Source organism: Maribacter antarcticus DSM 21422, from assembly GCF_000621125.1.
GTDB classification, from domain to species: Bacteria; Bacteroidota; Bacteroidia; order Flavobacteriales; family Flavobacteriaceae; genus Maribacter; species Maribacter antarcticus.
Genome location: NZ_JHZC01000005.1, coordinates 42,940 through 58,116 on the forward strand (window position 1 = coordinate 42,940; position 15,177 = coordinate 58,116).

General features: G+C 35.7%; 13 protein-coding genes and 1 tRNA gene. 5 read left to right on the forward strand and 9 right to left on the reverse strand.

Annotated elements, in window-relative coordinates:
* Nucleotides 1-170 precede the first annotated feature (170 nt).
* Entirely contained in the window at nt 171-2,222 is a 2,052-nt protein-coding gene (locus tag Q360_RS0103635; RefSeq protein ID WP_027075877.1) for a tetratricopeptide repeat-containing sensor histidine kinase, read from the reverse strand.
* Nucleotides 2,223-2,292: 70 nt separating this feature from the next.
* On the reverse strand, nt 2,293-4,224 hold the full coding sequence (locus Q360_RS0103640) for a tetratricopeptide repeat-containing sensor histidine kinase (protein WP_169734623.1): 1,932 nt from the start codon (nt 4,222-4,224) through the stop codon (nt 2,293-2,295).
* A 456-nt stretch (nt 4,225-4,680) separates the two neighbouring features.
* On the opposite strand from Q360_RS0103640, the gene Q360_RS0103645 reads away from it, so the two are divergent.
* A tRNA-His gene (locus Q360_RS0103645) sits at nt 4,681-4,756 on the forward strand.
* A gap of 125 nt (nt 4,757-4,881) precedes the next feature.
* On the opposite strand, the gene Q360_RS0103650 is transcribed toward Q360_RS0103645, so the two are convergent.
* On the reverse strand, nt 4,882-6,426 hold the full coding sequence (locus Q360_RS0103650) for a M28 family peptidase (protein WP_027075879.1): 1,545 nt from the start codon (nt 6,424-6,426) through the stop codon (nt 4,882-4,884).
* 305 nt (nt 6,427-6,731) lie between these two features.
* Here Q360_RS0103650 and Q360_RS0103655 point away from each other — a divergent pair, with 305 nt between their 5' ends.
* Nucleotides 6,732-7,607 (forward strand): phytanoyl-CoA dioxygenase family protein, encoded by an 876-nt coding sequence (locus tag Q360_RS0103655; RefSeq protein WP_036195002.1) that lies wholly within the window; start codon nt 6,732-6,734, stop codon nt 7,605-7,607.
* A gap of 172 nt (nt 7,608-7,779) precedes the next feature.
* On the opposite strand, the gene Q360_RS0103660 is transcribed toward Q360_RS0103655, so the two are convergent.
* Together Q360_RS0103660 and Q360_RS0103665 are read right to left on the reverse strand one after the other, a co-directional pair.
* Nucleotides 7,780-8,478: an SGNH/GDSL hydrolase family protein gene (locus tag Q360_RS0103660; protein WP_027075881.1), complete on the reverse strand. Its 699-nt coding sequence runs from the start codon at nt 8,476-8,478 to the stop codon at nt 7,780-7,782.
* 11 nt (nt 8,479-8,489) lie between these two features.
* Nucleotides 8,490-8,948, reverse strand: a complete 459-nt coding sequence (locus Q360_RS0103665; protein ID WP_027075882.1) for a hypothetical protein — start codon at nt 8,946-8,948, stop codon at nt 8,490-8,492.
* Between the two features lie 112 nt (nt 8,949-9,060).
* Here Q360_RS0103665 and Q360_RS22205 point away from each other — a divergent pair, with 112 nt between their 5' ends.
* Nucleotides 9,061-9,522: a hypothetical protein gene (locus Q360_RS22205; RefSeq protein ID WP_211251565.1), complete on the forward strand. Its 462-nt coding sequence runs from the start codon at nt 9,061-9,063 to the stop codon at nt 9,520-9,522.
* Here the strand turns inward: Q360_RS22205 and Q360_RS0103675 are convergent.
* Complete coding sequence (locus Q360_RS0103675; protein ID WP_027075883.1) at nt 9,519-11,006, reverse strand: S10 family peptidase; 1,488 nt, start codon at nt 11,004-11,006, stop codon at nt 9,519-9,521. The two genes, Q360_RS22205 and Q360_RS0103675, sit on opposite strands and share 4 nt — an antisense overlap.
* Nucleotides 11,007-11,129: 123 nt before the next feature.
* Here Q360_RS0103675 and Q360_RS0103680 point away from each other — a divergent pair, with 123 nt between their 5' ends.
* Nucleotides 11,130-12,263 (forward strand): Gfo/Idh/MocA family protein, encoded by a 1,134-nt coding sequence (locus tag Q360_RS0103680; protein WP_027075884.1) that lies wholly within the window; start codon nt 11,130-11,132, stop codon nt 12,261-12,263.
* A gap of 39 nt (nt 12,264-12,302) precedes the next feature.
* Here the strand turns inward: Q360_RS0103680 and Q360_RS0103685 are convergent, their stop codons facing one another.
* From Q360_RS0103685 to Q360_RS0103695, 3 genes are read right to left on the reverse strand one after another with little or no spacing between them, the layout of a single operon-like run.
* Nucleotides 12,303-13,067 (reverse strand): TIGR02757 family protein, encoded by a 765-nt coding sequence (locus tag Q360_RS0103685; protein ID WP_027075885.1) that lies wholly within the window; start codon nt 13,065-13,067, stop codon nt 12,303-12,305.
* The gene (locus Q360_RS0103690; RefSeq protein ID WP_027075886.1) at nt 13,064-13,618 is read right to left on the reverse strand and encodes a CPBP family intramembrane glutamic endopeptidase; all 555 of its coding nucleotides are present in this window, start codon (nt 13,616-13,618) and stop codon (nt 13,064-13,066) included. Before Q360_RS0103690 ends, Q360_RS0103685 begins: the two co-directional genes overlap by 4 nt.
* A 14-nt stretch (nt 13,619-13,632) precedes the next feature.
* Nucleotides 13,633-14,313, reverse strand: coding sequence for an ABC transporter ATP-binding protein (locus tag Q360_RS0103695; protein WP_027075887.1), 681 nt, complete (start codon nt 14,311-14,313; stop codon nt 13,633-13,635).
* Between the two features lie 226 nt (nt 14,314-14,539).
* On the opposite strand from Q360_RS0103695, the gene folE reads away from it, so the two are divergent.
* Nucleotides 14,540-15,139: a GTP cyclohydrolase I FolE gene (gene folE, locus Q360_RS0103700; protein ID WP_027075888.1), complete on the forward strand. Its 600-nt coding sequence runs from the start codon at nt 14,540-14,542 to the stop codon at nt 15,137-15,139.
* Nucleotides 15,140-15,177: the final 38 nt, after the last annotated feature.

A 15,177-nucleotide genomic window follows, 5' to 3' on the forward strand; every position in this document is an offset into this window, starting at 1 on the left:
CTAAAACTAACAGATGTTTGAATGGAGAACTAAAATATGTTGTGAAATACCTATTTATGTGTGTTTCAGCTAATAAATCGTGTATTTTGTCGAAGATTATATTTTTTGGTTAAGAAATATAAGTGATTTAGATTATTGGTTTAATACATGATTAAAATAAAAGTTTTACATCAAGTTTTGGTTTTATCCGCAACAAAATGAATTGATAAAAGACAGCCTTGTTCCTGTTTACTCTTAATACTTATGTGACCTTTATTTTTCTTAATAAGTGCTTTACATAAAATAAGACCTAAACCAGTACCATGCTCATTATTAGTTCCTAAAGTAGTATAGTGCTCCGTATTATGGTTGATTTTATCCATAACCTCTTTAGACATCCCTATTCCAGTATCTTTTATATTTATCGTAGTCGTGTTGTTTTCCGTATACGAATCGATAAATAGCTTTCCATTTTCAGGCGTAAACTTAATAGCATTACTAAGTAAATTTCGAAAAATAACAATAAAATGATTGAAGTCGACCGTAAGCGTCAAATTATCAGGTACGTGATTTTTTACTGTGATATTTTTTTTTCCCAAAGCTTCTCTAAAGAAAGATTCACTTTCCAATAAAGCTTCTTTTACGGCTATACTTACCGGGTTAGTAACATCTCCTTTCATTTGGGTAAGTCCCCAGTTTAGTAAGTTATCTAAGGTAAAATGAATATGATCTACATCCTTTTTTAGCTTGGGGCCAAAAGTATAAAAGTTTTGAATTTCCGTATCTTTTTCCAATGCAGTTCCTAATAATTCCTTAAGGGAAAGAATAGGGCCTCTTAAATCATGGCCAACTATTGAAAAGAGTTTATCTTGATTCTTGTTGATAATATTAAGCTCTTCCTGTTTGTTGGAAAGGACCATGGTCTGTAAAGTTAGTTCTTTATTTAATTTCCTTTTAGTCCTATTCATATGAAAGATAAGGAAAGTCAGAACTATTGTGCCTAGTAGGCCCGTTGTAATCCATTGAACGTATTTCTTTTGATTAGCTACTTTTATCTGATTTTGGACTGTAATTTCTGCTCTGCTTTTTTCAAAGGATATTTTGGTCTTTAACATTGAGATGTCCCGTTTCTTTTTTTCCTTTTCTACAGAATAACTAATTTTTTGTGCTAACTCTAAATTGTGCAGTGATTCAGTAGCAAAACCTTTTTTCTTGTTTAGATGGTATAAGGCTTTATAACATTTTTCCATACCAGTTTTTAAAGAGAATGAGGTGTAGAGTTCTAAACTTTTAGTGTAATAATTTTCTGCTATTATGAGCTCATTCAGATTAAAATGTGACATGCCGGTAGCGTAGTAAAGGTCCGCTTCTCCTTTTTTGTCATTTATAGTTTTATGAACGGAATTTGCTTTATCAAAATATAATATTGCTTTTTTATATTCCTTTGTTTGGTTATATACTTCTCCTAGCGTAAGGTATGCGAAAGCTAAAACTTTTACAGCTTCTTGTTTTTCTGAAATTACCACGCTTTGGGTCAAATAATCAATTGCTTTTTCGTGTTCCTCTGTTTTTGAGTATAAATATCCCAAATTAACATATAAAAAAACCTTGGTGAGTTTTGACGTATCACTATTAAATTTGGCTTGCGCCTCAGTATAATAAATCAAGGCATCATCATAGTCCTGTAATAAGGAGAACATCGTTCCTAGATTGGTGTTCATCTGAATCACCATTTCTAAATCATTAATTTTTTCTGCTATTTCCAATGATTTGAGAAAATTTGTATAGGCAGCCGGGTATTCTGCTTTTATGTAATGTGCTTGGGCAATACCATTGTAAGCTTCAATGGCCAAAGAAGGATAATTACTTATAACTGAATTGTCTAAATTTTTATAGTAATAATAGATTGCTTTGTCAGAATTACCATTAAATAATTCATAATAACCAAAATTTAGAAATGATTGGACCTTACCTTTTTCATAATTTATTTTTTCGCTTAGATCTAAGGTTTTAATGGCTAAGAACTTAACAGTATCTGTTTGGGAGTATTTTAACCAATAGGCAAGCTCTAGTAAAAGATTTATATAGTGCTTATCTTCTGGCACAAAATCACTAGTATTCTTCAGTTCCTTTATTTCCTTTTTAAGCTGGTTCGCATTCCTCTTTTGCGAATAAGTAAAACCACTTAAGGCGATAAAAAGCAGCACTAAAACTCGATTTGCTATTTTATAATTGGGAGTCATGCTATGAATTAAATTGTAGTTGGTTTAGTTTAACGTTATGCTCATAAAAATGGGATTGTATAAATATTAATCAACCTACTATAATATTTGGGAATCTTACAACAAAAACACTTCCTTTTTCAAGCTCGCTCTCAACAGTTAACGTACCCTTGTTTTTTGTTATCATTTCCTTACATAAAACAAGACCCAATCCAGTACCCCGCTCATTATCGGTACCAAAGGTGCTATAGTGTTGGGAACTATCGAAAACACGACTTAACACTTCTTTAGACATGCCTATGCCGTTATCCTTTACGCTTATAAAAGTAGTATTATTTTCTTTATAGGTATTTAACCATATCTGTCCGTTTTGCGGAGTGAATTTTATAGCATTGCTAATAAGGTTTCTAAAAATGATATTAAAGTGGTTAGCATCCACAACCATAACTAGATTATCGACGAAAGATTTATGTACGGTGATAGCCTTCTTATCTAACACCTCTCTAAATAGTTCTTCTATTCTCAGTATATTCTGCTTTATCTCAATTTTAACGTGTTTAACGGGTTCTCCTTTCATTTGGGTAACCCCCCAATTCAATAAATTTTCTAGGGTAAAATGGATATGATCAACATCTTTTTTAAGTTTTGGGCCAAATCTATAAAAGTGTAGAACACCCTCTTCATTTTCTAACGCTAGGCCTAGTAATTGCTTTAAGGAAACAATAGGTCCTCTTAAATCGTGTCCTACAATTGAAAAGAGCTTATCTTGATTTTTATTTATAGTATTAAGCTCTTGCTGTTTTTTCGATAGCTCTGTGGTTTGAAGTGCCAATTCTTGATTTAGTCTTTTCTCCGACTTATTTGCCTGAAAAAACACTAGAGAGATAATAATCATACAAGCTAGTCCCAAACTAGTCCATTGTATATATTTCGTTTGTTTAGCAACTTCACCATCATTTTTGAGTTTTAAATTAACTTTATCTTCTTCAAATTCTATTTTTACTTTCAATACAGAAATGTCACGAGCGCTTTTTTCCTTATAAATAGAATCCGAATAACTTTCTGATAATTCTAAATAGTGAAGAGCCTTTTTAGTAATTTTTTTTTTCTTGAATAATTCATATAAAGCCCTGGATGTCTCTTCTATTCCAATTTTAAAATTAATCGATTTGTAGAGGTCCAAACTTAAGAAAAGAAATTCACCAGATGTTTTAAAATTATTAACGGCTAAATGAGAGATACCCAAGCTATAAAAGGATAATGCCTTGTTCATACTATTATTGGAAGATGAATAATAACTATTTGCCTTTTCAAAATAATAAAAGGCTTTGTCAAGGCTTTTGTTATGAAAATATACAGCTCCGTAAGTCAAGTATATTTCGCTTAATAACTCTGTCATTTTAGCTTTCTCAAGTATAGGTAAGCTTTCATCCAAAAGTTCTAATGCTTTATCATAATCTTTATTTTCCATATGCAAATACCCGAGGTTGGCAAGTATTCTTGCTTTGGAAATACTAGGTTCTGCATCACTAAAACCACTCAAAGCAAGTTCATAATATTTTAAAGCTTCATCGTAATCCTCTAGGTATGTAAAAAAAGCACCAAGATTTGAATTTAGTTTTCTAATTAAATCTTTGTTACCTGTCATTTCTGCTAATAATAAAGATTTTCGGTTATGTTTATAGGACTCTGGGATATTGCCCAATGTGAAGTAGGCTCTGCCCAATACATTGTAAATATTTGATCCTAGTTCTGAGGATGTTTTTAGATCTAGCGTTTTGAGAACTTGTTGATTATAATCAATTGATTGCTGAATATTTCCGTTGATGAGTTCGTATATTGCTAGATTGGAAAGTGCTTTAAACTTACCCATTTCATACTTAATAACTGTACTTAATTGTAACGCTTCTGTAGCAAAGAGGGCTATGCTATCTGTATTACTGTATTTGTAATTATTGCTTAGTGTATTTAATAATTTAATATAGGATGTGTCCCTAGGCGTAAAGCTAGTCCAGGCTTTCATATTGGAAAGCTCTTTCTTATAAAAATCAACACTATCAACTTGGGAGTAAAGATTTGTAACGCTTATAGAAAAGATGAAAAAAATAAATAGGATTTTTTTAATCAAGGTTTTCATAGGATGGTGTACTCCAAAAGAAAAGAGTAAAGAAATTTTCTAGGACTCCTAAAATAGTAAAAAAGTGATTATCAAAGTTAAGATTTCTATATTATTATAATGAAATGGATGTTTTTTTAATGGCTTATAGAAATAGTACTAATAGACGACAACATATGCTTCACATTTTATTTTATGGACTAGTTATTTTGGTGAACTAATCTGTTGTCATTCAGATTTATACTGTAAACTGTATGTAGCCTTTTTGAATAAAATTTTGTACACATATTAAATTACAGTGTAATTCGGTTTTTTATTTTGATAAGTATTTTAAAAAAATTATCTTTGCGCACGCTTACAAATGGTGGTTGTAGCTCAGCTGGTTAGAGCATCGGTTTGTGGTACCGAGGGTCGCCGGTTCGAACCCGGTCTTCCACCCTAAACAAGCTCAAGAATCCTAAGTTTTACTTAGGATTTTTTGGTTCTACTACTTTATAAAATATAGTATAAAAAATGCCCACTCTTAATTTGAGAGGGGCATTTTTAGTTCATTTCTTTTGCCTTTTATTCCACCAATATATCTACGGCAACTGGCTTTTCTCTGTTTGCTATTTCCCATGCAGTATGGAAAACAAGTCTAGTTCTATTCTCCAACAAGTCGTAGTTTATTTTATCCGGAGTATCTCCGGGCTTATGATAATCGTCATGCGTACCATTAAAATAGAAGATTATTGGAATGTTATTTTTTGCAAAATTGTAGTGATCACTTCGGTAATAAAAACGGTTAGGATCGCTTTCATCGTTGTACGCGTAATCCAATTCTATATTAGTGTATTTTGAATTTACAGCTTCCGATAGTTCATGTAGCTCTGTGCTTAACTTGTCCGAACCAATCAAATAAATGTAGTTTCTTTCGCCTTCCCTTTTCGGGTCAATTCTACCTATCATGTCGATATTTAAATTGGCAACTGTTTTTGATAATGGAAAAATAGGTTCCACATCGGTATAATACAAGGAACCTAATAAGCCTTTTTCTTCTCCTGTAACGTGCAGAAAGACAACCGAACGTTTGGGGCCGTCGCCAGCTTCTGACGCATTTTTAAAAGCCTCGGCAATTTCCAAAAGCGCTACAGTGCCAGAGCCGTCATCATCAGCACCGTTATTTATTTGACCATCGTCGTCTACGCCAATATGATCTAAATGCGAAGATATGACCACGTATTCATCTGGCTTTTCGGTTCCTTTAATGAAAGCAATTACATTTTCGGAATCTATTTCATCTGCATTGCCCGTAATAGCTGAGGATACAGTTTTACTTAGTGTTTTTGGCGTATTATCCTTTACTATATTAGGTAGAATAGCAGCTACCATAGCATCGCTTATAGTAGCGCTAAATCCTGTTTTCTGCAGACCTTTCACACTCATACTACCCGAAGAACTAGTTTTAGACCTGTTATAATAAGCCAAAACTCTGGGGAACAAATTAGGTGAATATAATAAAACTCCCTTCGCTCCCTTATCCATAGCAAATTGAATTCTCTTCATGGGATTGTTACCCCATTTAGAAGGTTTTTCAGTACCTGTTAAAAGGTAGGTGCCGTCGCTATTTGTAGGTTCACCATCTTTAATTAAAACCAGTTTGTTATTAATATCTATATTTTTAAAGTCAGAATACGCTCCTTCTTCTATGCCATAAGCAGCATATACAATCTCATTAAAATTAGCCCCAGCATCATTAAAACTTATAAAATCTTCCCCTAAGGTAAACGTTGTTCCATTAATCATTAGGGAACCTGTTGGCATTTGTGTTACTTCCAAAGGTACTTTTTGAAAATAATCTCCATTTTGTTTTGCTGCTCGAATATTCAAGTTTTCATATTCCGCTTTCAAATAGGCAATTGCTTTTTTCTGGCCTGGTTCTCCGGTTTCCCTGCCCTCGAACTCATCCGAGGCGTATATGTAAAGATGTTCTTTTAGCTCGGCCTCAGTAATAGATTCTGCATAAACCTCTGGGCTTGTTACTTGTTTAACTTCGGGAATAACGGTTTTTTTCGAAGAATTACAGGCCAGTAAAAGGCCTACGAGGGAAAGGGACAGTGTTTTATTCATTTCAGTAATCATAAAAATTTCTCAAAAATAAACAAAAGATATAAAGGGAATACAGTTCATTTGAAGATTACCTATTTATTTTGCCATAACCATATATTTTTTTGAAAAATAATAATGTAATTACCATTGCGTTAGGCTAATCTGGTCTAGTATATCAGGTGTACCAACTACTCTTTTAATAGTCTCGTAGAGAACTTGTGTCTCCTGGTTTTATTTTACTTTATTATGTTGTTCAGGAAACGCGAATAATATCCGTATTATAAAATTTCATTATTTTTAGCACGTTAACAAAGTATCTAGAAATTATGATAAAGGATTTAGCGGACGTACACGGCTTGGTTTCTGAGTTATTCAAATGGCCAACAACGGAAGAGGAGTGGGAACTCTATCGCTTGTCTAAGGAGCAAGTGCAACACTTTCATGAATTTGGTTATGTGTCCGGAATCAAACTTTTGGATAGTGACGTGATAGATCAATTAAAAAAGGAACTTGACCAACTCGTAAATCCCAAACATCCCGGTAATTCGTTATTTTACGAATTTCATAGTAACGAATCTGGAAACTCTGATAATATTTTATTTCACTCTTTAGGGCACTGGAGAATTACGGAGGGTTTTCATGATGTATTGTGGAACCCTGCTTTTGTAATGGCTGCGCACCAGCTATTGGAAAAGAAACCGGTGCGTTTTTGGCACGACCAACTATTTTATAAGCCGGCTGAGCATGGTGGGGTAGTGGCATGGCATCAAGACTATTCCTATTGGACGCGCACCATAGCCATGCAACATTTAACATGCTGGACAGGCCTGGATGATGCTACTGTTGAAAACGGATGCCTACAATACATTCCTAAAAGTCACAAGTGGGGTTTATTGAAAGCTCCTGAACTTACTGGTGACATGGAGGGACTTTTAAACTATCTTACCGATGAACAGAAAAAGGAATTTAATCCGGTTCCTATTGAATTAAAAAAGGGGTATGCATCTTTTCATCATCCTTTATTGGTTCATGGCTCCTATGAAAATAAATCTAATAGACCGCGCAGGGCATTTGTACTTAATGCCTTTGCGGATGGTACCGTAAGCAATACCAATGAGGAACTGTTGAAAGGGGTACCTCCTGTAAAGAAGGGCGAAAAAATGCAGGGTAAATTCTTTCCTTTGCTTTATTCCCAAGGGTGAGAATTACACCAAAGTTTAATTTGGGAAATGGTAAAGAGCATCTATTCTTTGGACTAGATTGCTTCTAGACTTTTGTACTTAACCTTAAAGGAAATAAATAATGGGTTTTAGAGCTATTTTATTAGGTCTATTATCTCAATTTCTATCTATCCAAGATGCCCTAGGTTAAAAATCATTCCAAAGCTTTAGCAATTGCAGCTTCTACCAAAGGTTCCATTACTTTATAGCCTGCTATGGTTGGGTGCACTTCGTCCTCCGCATATTTTTTAGGAAGACCGTTACGCGCATCTGCCATTGGAGTAAAATAATCTAAGTAAACATGACCCTTTTCCTTAGTATATGACTTTATGAGCTTATTGAGGGTAATAATTTTCTGAGCTGGCTCCAGGCCTGGTTTCCAAGGGTAATCATACACGGGCAGGATAGAGGACAGTATTACGTTGATACCATTGGCATGAGCTAACTCTGCCATGTTTTTAATATTACCAATAATCATTTCTATGGTTGAGGGGCCTGTGTTTCCTGCGAGATCATTAGTGCCAGCCAAAATCACTACTACTTTTGGATTTAAGTTAATAACATCTTGGCGAAAGCGAATTAGCATTTGGGGCGTAGTCTGGCCACCAATTCCTCTATTAATGTATGGTTTTTCTTTAAAAAATTCCGGCCTGGCGTTACTCCAACCTATGGTTATGGAGTTCCCCATAAATACCACCCTATTTTCATCTGGCACAGCTATATTTACTCGAGTATTCGCTTCTTGAAATTGCTTCAAATTTGCCCAGTCTTGGGAAACCACTTGCGCTTTCGTGTTTTGTATACCAAAAAGAGTAGTTATAAGTCCCATGAGTAAAAGTGTTTTTTGTATCATGTGTTTCGTTTTTATTTAAAATCCAAATTTCTTTTTTCCTCGGTGCTTAAGGGTAAACTGCTTTTTAATTTTTCTTTTGTGGGTCCCTGAACCGCAAGGTATGCCAAAAGGCAGCCAGCAATGACTAGTGGTAGCGCATTTCCAGTAGCGTAATAGGCAAAAAGAGCAACGAACGCAGGTACTTCTATAAGCGCATATTTAACAAATAATGCGGACTGAAATCGTTGTAATTTTTGATTAAACGAATTTGACTGGGGTATGCTTGCTACCATTTTTTTAAATAAAAACTGACTTCCAAAATAACCAAGTAACGCAACCACCGGCACGATGTATAGAAATGTCGCATTTGTTTTTAAATCGGTATTAAAACCGGTACCCTGTGCAATCGTAATAACTAAAAAAATGAAAAGCCCAGCAACTAGAGACAAGTGAAGAAGTTTCAGCGTCTTAAAATAAGATTTTATATCCATAATTTTCTTTAGCTTCCTAAGATACTATTTTTTGCTATTTTTTTCATTTGTAATCCTTTTCATTTTAAATACCTAAGGCATTAATCCAATATTTAATACATTTACACTTGCTATGAGAAGAATCACACTATTATTTTTAATCCTAGTTTTATTAATCACCAAATCTTACGCCCAGATAGAAAAGGATAAGGCACTTCACTTTTTAGGGGGTAATTTATATGGGCTGGTGGGTGCAGGTTTGGCATCTCAAATTTCTAAGGGTAATAGAGCATGGACTTTTGTAGGTTCTGTTGGAGGAAGCTTTCTTATTGGTTTGGCCAAGGAGGCTATAGATGAAAATCAGTATAACGGCTGGGACAATGCAGATTTACTAGCTACTGTTTTGGGTGGAGCCAGTGTTGGGGTTACTATAGATGTTTTTAAAAAAAGAAAAAAAAGAAAGCGAGATGAAATTTTCAGAAATGCCATTGGCCTTGAAAACAACATCCCACCTTTTGATTTATCAGTTTTGGAAAACAAGGTACCCTTGACGGTTTTGGGTATGTCAACTCGAGTACGTTCGACTATTCCCTAATATTTAGCACTTTTTCCGTTACTTAAGCTTTTAGAAATAAAATCTCGAATATCATCATTTGCATTCTTAAGATCTTCTCTTCGCAAGTACATCATATGGCCAGAGCGGTATCCCTTAAAGCTAAAACGATCTTTCATTCTTCCGCTTGGATCTACCTGCCACATGGTATATTTAGCGTTAAAATAAGTGGTGGCACCATCATAGTAGCCAGACTGCACCATTACGTTTAAATATGGATTTTGTGCCATAGCCTGTCTTAAGTCTTCTCTTGTGGTATCATTTTCATTATTCCAAGGCCTTACAGAGCCGAACATGTTATACTTAATATCGGTTTTGAAATTTAATTCTTCCTGTAAGTAATAATTAATGGCAGGTGTAAAACTGTGTAACCAAGAAGTTATTTCCGCATTGTAATCTGGTCGTGTACCAGCCTTTTGGCGATCTATTCCTAAGTATCTAGAGTCTAAACGTCCAACAGTATAAGCCCCTTTATCTTTCAGTAGGTTTTTCCAAAAGTAGGAGGTAGGCATCACCAAGTTTTGATTTAGTATCTCTTCTTTCGAAATTCCAGAGTAGTAGGCTACTTTCTTAGCAACATTATTTTTTTCTTCTTCAGATATAAAACCACCTTTTGCTATTGCAGGAATTAAGGTATTGATCGTGTATTCTTCGGATTCTGGAAGTACCTCCAATAAATCTTTTTGTTGTAATTCTGCAGGCAGTGCTTTATGGTGCCAGGCAGCAGCCGTATAGTATGGGAGGTTAATTGCCTGTGAAACAGGACCGTCTTCCCGTATCACTTTATAATCGGCAGGAGATACCATAATTACCCCGTTTAAATACATCCACTGTTGGTTTTGCAAGGCTAATGAAAGTCCCATAACCCTAGTGCCACCATAACTTTCGCCTATAATGTATTTGGGCGAACGCCAGCGGTTGTTACGAGTTACAAACGTGTTTAGCCACTCGGCTAAATATTTAATATCTGCATTGATACCAAAAAACTTAGAGCGATCTACTTCTTTTCCTGTTTCAGGAATGGTACGTGAATACCCCGTATTGGCTGGATTTACATAAACGATGTCAGTAACATCCAATACTGAAAATGGATTATCCTTAATTCCATAAGGTTGCACCGGGTAGCCTTCGTCATCAATTTTGAGCACTCTTGGTCCGGTATAAGCCAAATGCATCCAAACAGAAGCAGAACCTGGACCTCCATTAAATGAAATCAATAATGGTCTAGACGCACGGTCCTTAATATTGTTTCGAGTGTAATAGGTGTAGTGAAGGGCAGCTGTTGGCTCACCCTTTTCGTCCCAGACAGGTTGGGTTCCTGTTTGTGCTGTGTAATTAATAGCGGCGCCGTTTATGGTGACACTGTGTTGTGTAGTAATAACGGTATCTATGGGTAATTTCCTACTCTGTGAAATACCGCTAACCGTTGCCAAAAAGGCAAGAAGTAAGATGTAAGGTGTTCTCATGTTGTATTTTAAATTAGTCAGCTTTAAAAATACTGAAATATCAACATATTCTCCACTAAAGCAGTGCTTATTTCGGACCTAATAATTCTTATCTTTAATACTTTGCTACAAACCTTTTCTTACATGAAAAAAATTACAAGAAGAACCTTTACAACTAGCCTAGGCAAAGGCCTGGTAGCAAGTTCATTGTTAATTCCTACCTTTTCCTCGTTTAGTTCTAACAAACCAAGTGCTGATAAGTTGGGGGTAGCTCTCGTGGGACTTGGGAGCTATAGCACTTATCAGCTTGCACCTTCCTTGTTAGAAACTAAGCACTGTTATCTTTCTGCCATTGTTACTGGGACCAAGGAAAAGGAGCAAATTTGGAAAGAGAAATACGGTTTGTCTAGAGATTGTATGTACAACTATGAGAATTTTGATTCTATTATCAATAATCCCAAGATAGATGTGGTGTATGTTGTGTTACCTAATAGCATGCATGCAGATTTTTGTATTAGGGCTGCCAGAGCAGGAAAACACGTCATTTGTGAAAAACCCATGGCCATGAGTGTTGTGGAGTGTGATACAATCATTAAGGCCTGCAAGGATAATAAGGTAAAACTTAGTGTAGGATACAGGATGCAATCGGACCCTTATACCCATGAGGTTAAAAAGTACGTTCGTGAAAAGACTTTTGGAGAAGTCAATTTCGTAGCATCGGATGCTGCCTACATATCAGGTGGTAATCCCAACCAATGGCGTTTGAATAAAGCACTTTCCGGAGGTGGTGCCTTGATGAATATGGGGGTCTACTCCATACAGACATCGATTTATGGCGTAGGACAAAATCCCACATCCGTAAGTGCTCAAGAGTTTAGTACACGACCTGAGTATTTCAAGGATACGGATGAGACTATTACCGCTCAATTCGAATTTCCATCAGGCGAAATTGGTCAAATGATGACTTCCCATAATGCAAATGGTAATCGATTAAAAGTGCATTGTAACAAAGGGTGGTTTGAGTTAGATCCTGCCCATAGTTATGGGCCTATTAGTGGTCGAACATCTAAAGGTGCTGAAATTAAATTCCCTCATAAACGCCAACAAGCTTTGCAAATGGATGATTTTGCCAAACATATTTTACTCGGAACTAAAAATGTCGCGCCTGGCGAAATGGGTAAAAGGGATATGATTATTGTAGAAGCTATCTACCAATCGATTGCCCAAAATGGTAAAAAGCAACAATTAGATTTGGGAACTTTAGGTATTGTGTCCTGAAAGTTGTTGTATATTTTTGGTATTGGAATCATATAACTGCTAGAATTTTTCAAAAACGCCCAACCCAAATAGTGCAAAATCGTATTTTACGGGGTCTATAGCATCAAGTTTTCTGAGTGAATTATCCAACTCCGCTAGTGCCTTTCCGTCATTTTGTTTACGATTTAGGAGTTTTAATTTACGCGCAACATTACCGGAATGCACATCTAGTGGGCAGGATAGTTTAGCTGCAGGAATACCTTTCCATAGTCCAAAATCGACATGGGTACTAGCATCCCTAACCATCCAGCGTAAAAACATATTAATGCGCTTTGCTGCAGAACCTTTTAACGGGTCTGAAACATGTTTTGTAGTCCTTTGTTCGTGTGGAAGTTCAAAGAATACTTCTTTAAATTTAGAAATAGTTGGTTGTAAGGTTTGCTGGGCTTGGTGCTGGGTAAAAACGGCCTCTAAACCTTGGTGTTTGACATATAGATTATGTAGGCTTTTCATGAAATACTGTACATCTGTTTCATTGAATGTCCGGTGCACGAAACCAGTTAGTTTTTCCAAATCTGTCTCTGAGTGATTTAGCACAAAGTCATAGGGTGCATGATCCATTGCCTCCATTAAACGTTGGGCATTATTAATAATACTTTTGCGATTTCCCCAAGCAATAGTAGCCGTTAAAAAGGCGCTAATTTCAATGTCTTCCTTTTTATTGAATTGATGGGGTATTTTTATAGGGTCGCTTTCCAGAAAACTGGGATGGTTGTATTGTAGCACTTTGGCATCTAAAAATTCTTTTAGTTCACTTTTTTTCATTCCAAAGGTATGTCTAGTAATAAATAAATAAATACAGGTCCTACTAGTACTAAATTATGAGCTGCATGCAATAAAATACTCCATAAAAGCCCTAGGCTTGTTCTGGTGTAACCTAAAAAAACACCAGCCGAAAGCTGTGGGGATACTAATAGGGGTACAGCCCAGTATTGTTCGTTTAGCGTATCAAAATTAAAGATATGTAAGGTGCCAAATAGGATAATTGAGATATAATACGCGTATTTAAAATAGGTAGGGTTTTTAAAGACCGTTAATGGTGCCCTAAAAAGTAGTTCCTCTATGACTGGAGCCACAATTACAGCTAAAAAAAACAGCATTGCCGGCGAATATGTTTTAAAAAGTTCGCCAACGGCATGAGTACCAAAATCAATATTAAAAACGATAGAAATACTGTTTATTAGCAAACCTAGTATGATACTAAAAAAGACCGTAAGGGCAAGTAGCTTAAAAAAAAGAGTAGTACGCACTTGCTTGTTTATTTCAAGTTTCTGGTTAACAGGATACTGCAAAAATTCCCAAACCTGGTTTAGCATATCTTTAGAAGCGTTTATGCAGATACCGTAGCCTTATCCACTATTTTCCCATCTACCATGGTGAGTTTTCTGTCTGCCATTTCGGCAAGTTCCTTATTATGGGTAACAATCACGAAAGTCTGTCCAAAGTTCTCCCTTAGCTCAAAAAAAAGCTTGTGAAGATTATCGGCACTTTCGGAATCCAGATTACCACTAGGTTCATCTGCAAATATAATAGCCGGATTATTTATAAGTGCACGAGCAACTGCAACGCGTTGTTGTTCCCCACCAGAGAGTTCGGAGGGTTTATGATGGTGCCTGTGAGAAAGTCCTAAGAAATCTAAAAGCTCCTTTGCTCGTTTCTCAGCATCAGATTTGCTTATTTTTTTTATAAATGCAGGTAAGCAAACATTTTCAATGGCCGTAAACTCTGGTAATAACTGATGAAATTGAAAAATAAACCCGATATGTTCGTTTCTAAACTTAGCAAGGTTCTTGTCATTTAAGGTTGTGGTTTCCGTTCCATTTACCAGAAGCGTTCCTTCTTCTTTATTTGAAAGCTCATCTAGAGTGCCTAAAATTTGAAGTAGGGTCGTTTTTCCGGCACCAGATGCACCTACGATAGATACAATTTCCCCTTTTTTAATGTGAAGGTCCACGCCCTTTAGCACCTCTAGTTCTCCGTAGTATTTATGAATGTTGGAAGCCTTTATCATCATTTATTTTCTAGCTAGTAAAACTAAACAATGGGTAGGACATGACAAAATAAAGCCAGTATACAAGGTATTTAATTGGCACATAATAGTGACCAAGGTAAACAACTCGTAAGGGGAAACCTTTGGATACGTTTAATAGAGCTATTTTAAACTTTTACTAGTTGATTGTATTGAATTAATCTCTAAATTTGTTTAAAGTTTAATTCAATATCCTGAACAAAATAATATGTCCCCATATACAAATTTAGAAGAGTATAATTTAGAGATTACTGAGGAAGTTAAAAGCAGATATTCTTCTATTATAAGTGAAATCGGAGAGGATGTTTCTCGTGAAGGTTTAGTGAAAACGCCGGAAAGAGCAGCAAAGGCAATGTTGTTCCTCACACAAGGGTATAAACAAGATGCTGTTAAAATTTTAAAAGGAGCCATGTTCAAAGAGGATTATGATGATATGGTTATTATTAAAGACATTGAGTTGTACTCCCTTTGTGAACATCACATGTTGCCCTTTTTTGGTAAGGCACACATCGCGTACATACCTAATGGTCATATCGTTGGATTGAGCAAAATTCCACGTGTAGTGGATGTTTTTGCGCGCAGACTTCAAGTCCAAGAGCGCTTAACGCATGATATTTTAGAGTGTATAAACGATACCTTACAGCCAAAAGGCGTTGCTGTTGTTATAGAAGCCTCCCACATGTGTATGATGATGCGTGGCGTACAGAAACAAAATTCTGTAACCACCACTTCTGGATTTAGAGGGCAGTTTGAAAAGCAAGAAACAAGAAATGAGTTTTTAAAATTGATTAGCTCAAATCTATCTTAAGTGTTTAGTTGCCATTTCCAATTTTCAACAAACTAAAA

Bases quoted from the DNA above. Each gene is read 5' to 3' on its own strand.
- Q360_RS0103635 (WP_027075877.1), bottom strand. From the start codon at position 2,222: ATGACTCCCAATTATAAAATAGCAAATCGAGTTTTAGTGCTGCTTTTT.
- Q360_RS0103640 (WP_169734623.1), bottom strand. From the start codon at position 4,224: ATGAAAGCCTGGACTAGCTTTACGCCTAGGGACACATCCTATATTAAA.
- Q360_RS0103650 (WP_027075879.1), bottom strand. From the start codon at position 6,426: ATGAATAAAACACTGTCCCTTTCCCTCGTAGGCCTTTTACTGGCCTGT.
- Q360_RS0103655 (WP_036195002.1), top strand. From the start codon at position 6,732: ATGATAAAGGATTTAGCGGACGTACACGGCTTGGTTTCTGAGTTATTC.
- Q360_RS0103660 (WP_027075881.1), bottom strand. From the start codon at position 8,478: ATGATACAAAAAACACTTTTACTCATGGGACTTATAACTACTCTTTTT.
- Q360_RS0103665 (WP_027075882.1), bottom strand. From the start codon at position 8,948: ATGGATATAAAATCTTATTTTAAGACGCTGAAACTTCTTCACTTGTCT.
- Q360_RS22205 (WP_211251565.1), top strand. From the start codon at position 9,061: ATGAGAAGAATCACACTATTATTTTTAATCCTAGTTTTATTAATCACC.
- Q360_RS0103675 (WP_027075883.1), bottom strand. From the start codon at position 11,006: ATGAGAACACCTTACATCTTACTTCTTGCCTTTTTGGCAACGGTTAGC.
- Q360_RS0103680 (WP_027075884.1), top strand. From the start codon at position 11,130: ATGAAAAAAATTACAAGAAGAACCTTTACAACTAGCCTAGGCAAAGGC.
- Q360_RS0103685 (WP_027075885.1), bottom strand. From the start codon at position 13,067: ATGAAAAAAAGTGAACTAAAAGAATTTTTAGATGCCAAAGTGCTACAA.
- Q360_RS0103690 (WP_027075886.1), bottom strand. From the start codon at position 13,618: ATGCTAAACCAGGTTTGGGAATTTTTGCAGTATCCTGTTAACCAGAAA.
- Q360_RS0103695 (WP_027075887.1), bottom strand. From the start codon at position 14,313: ATGATAAAGGCTTCCAACATTCATAAATACTACGGAGAACTAGAGGTG.
- folE (WP_027075888.1), top strand. From the start codon at position 14,540: ATGTCCCCATATACAAATTTAGAAGAGTATAATTTAGAGATTACTGAG.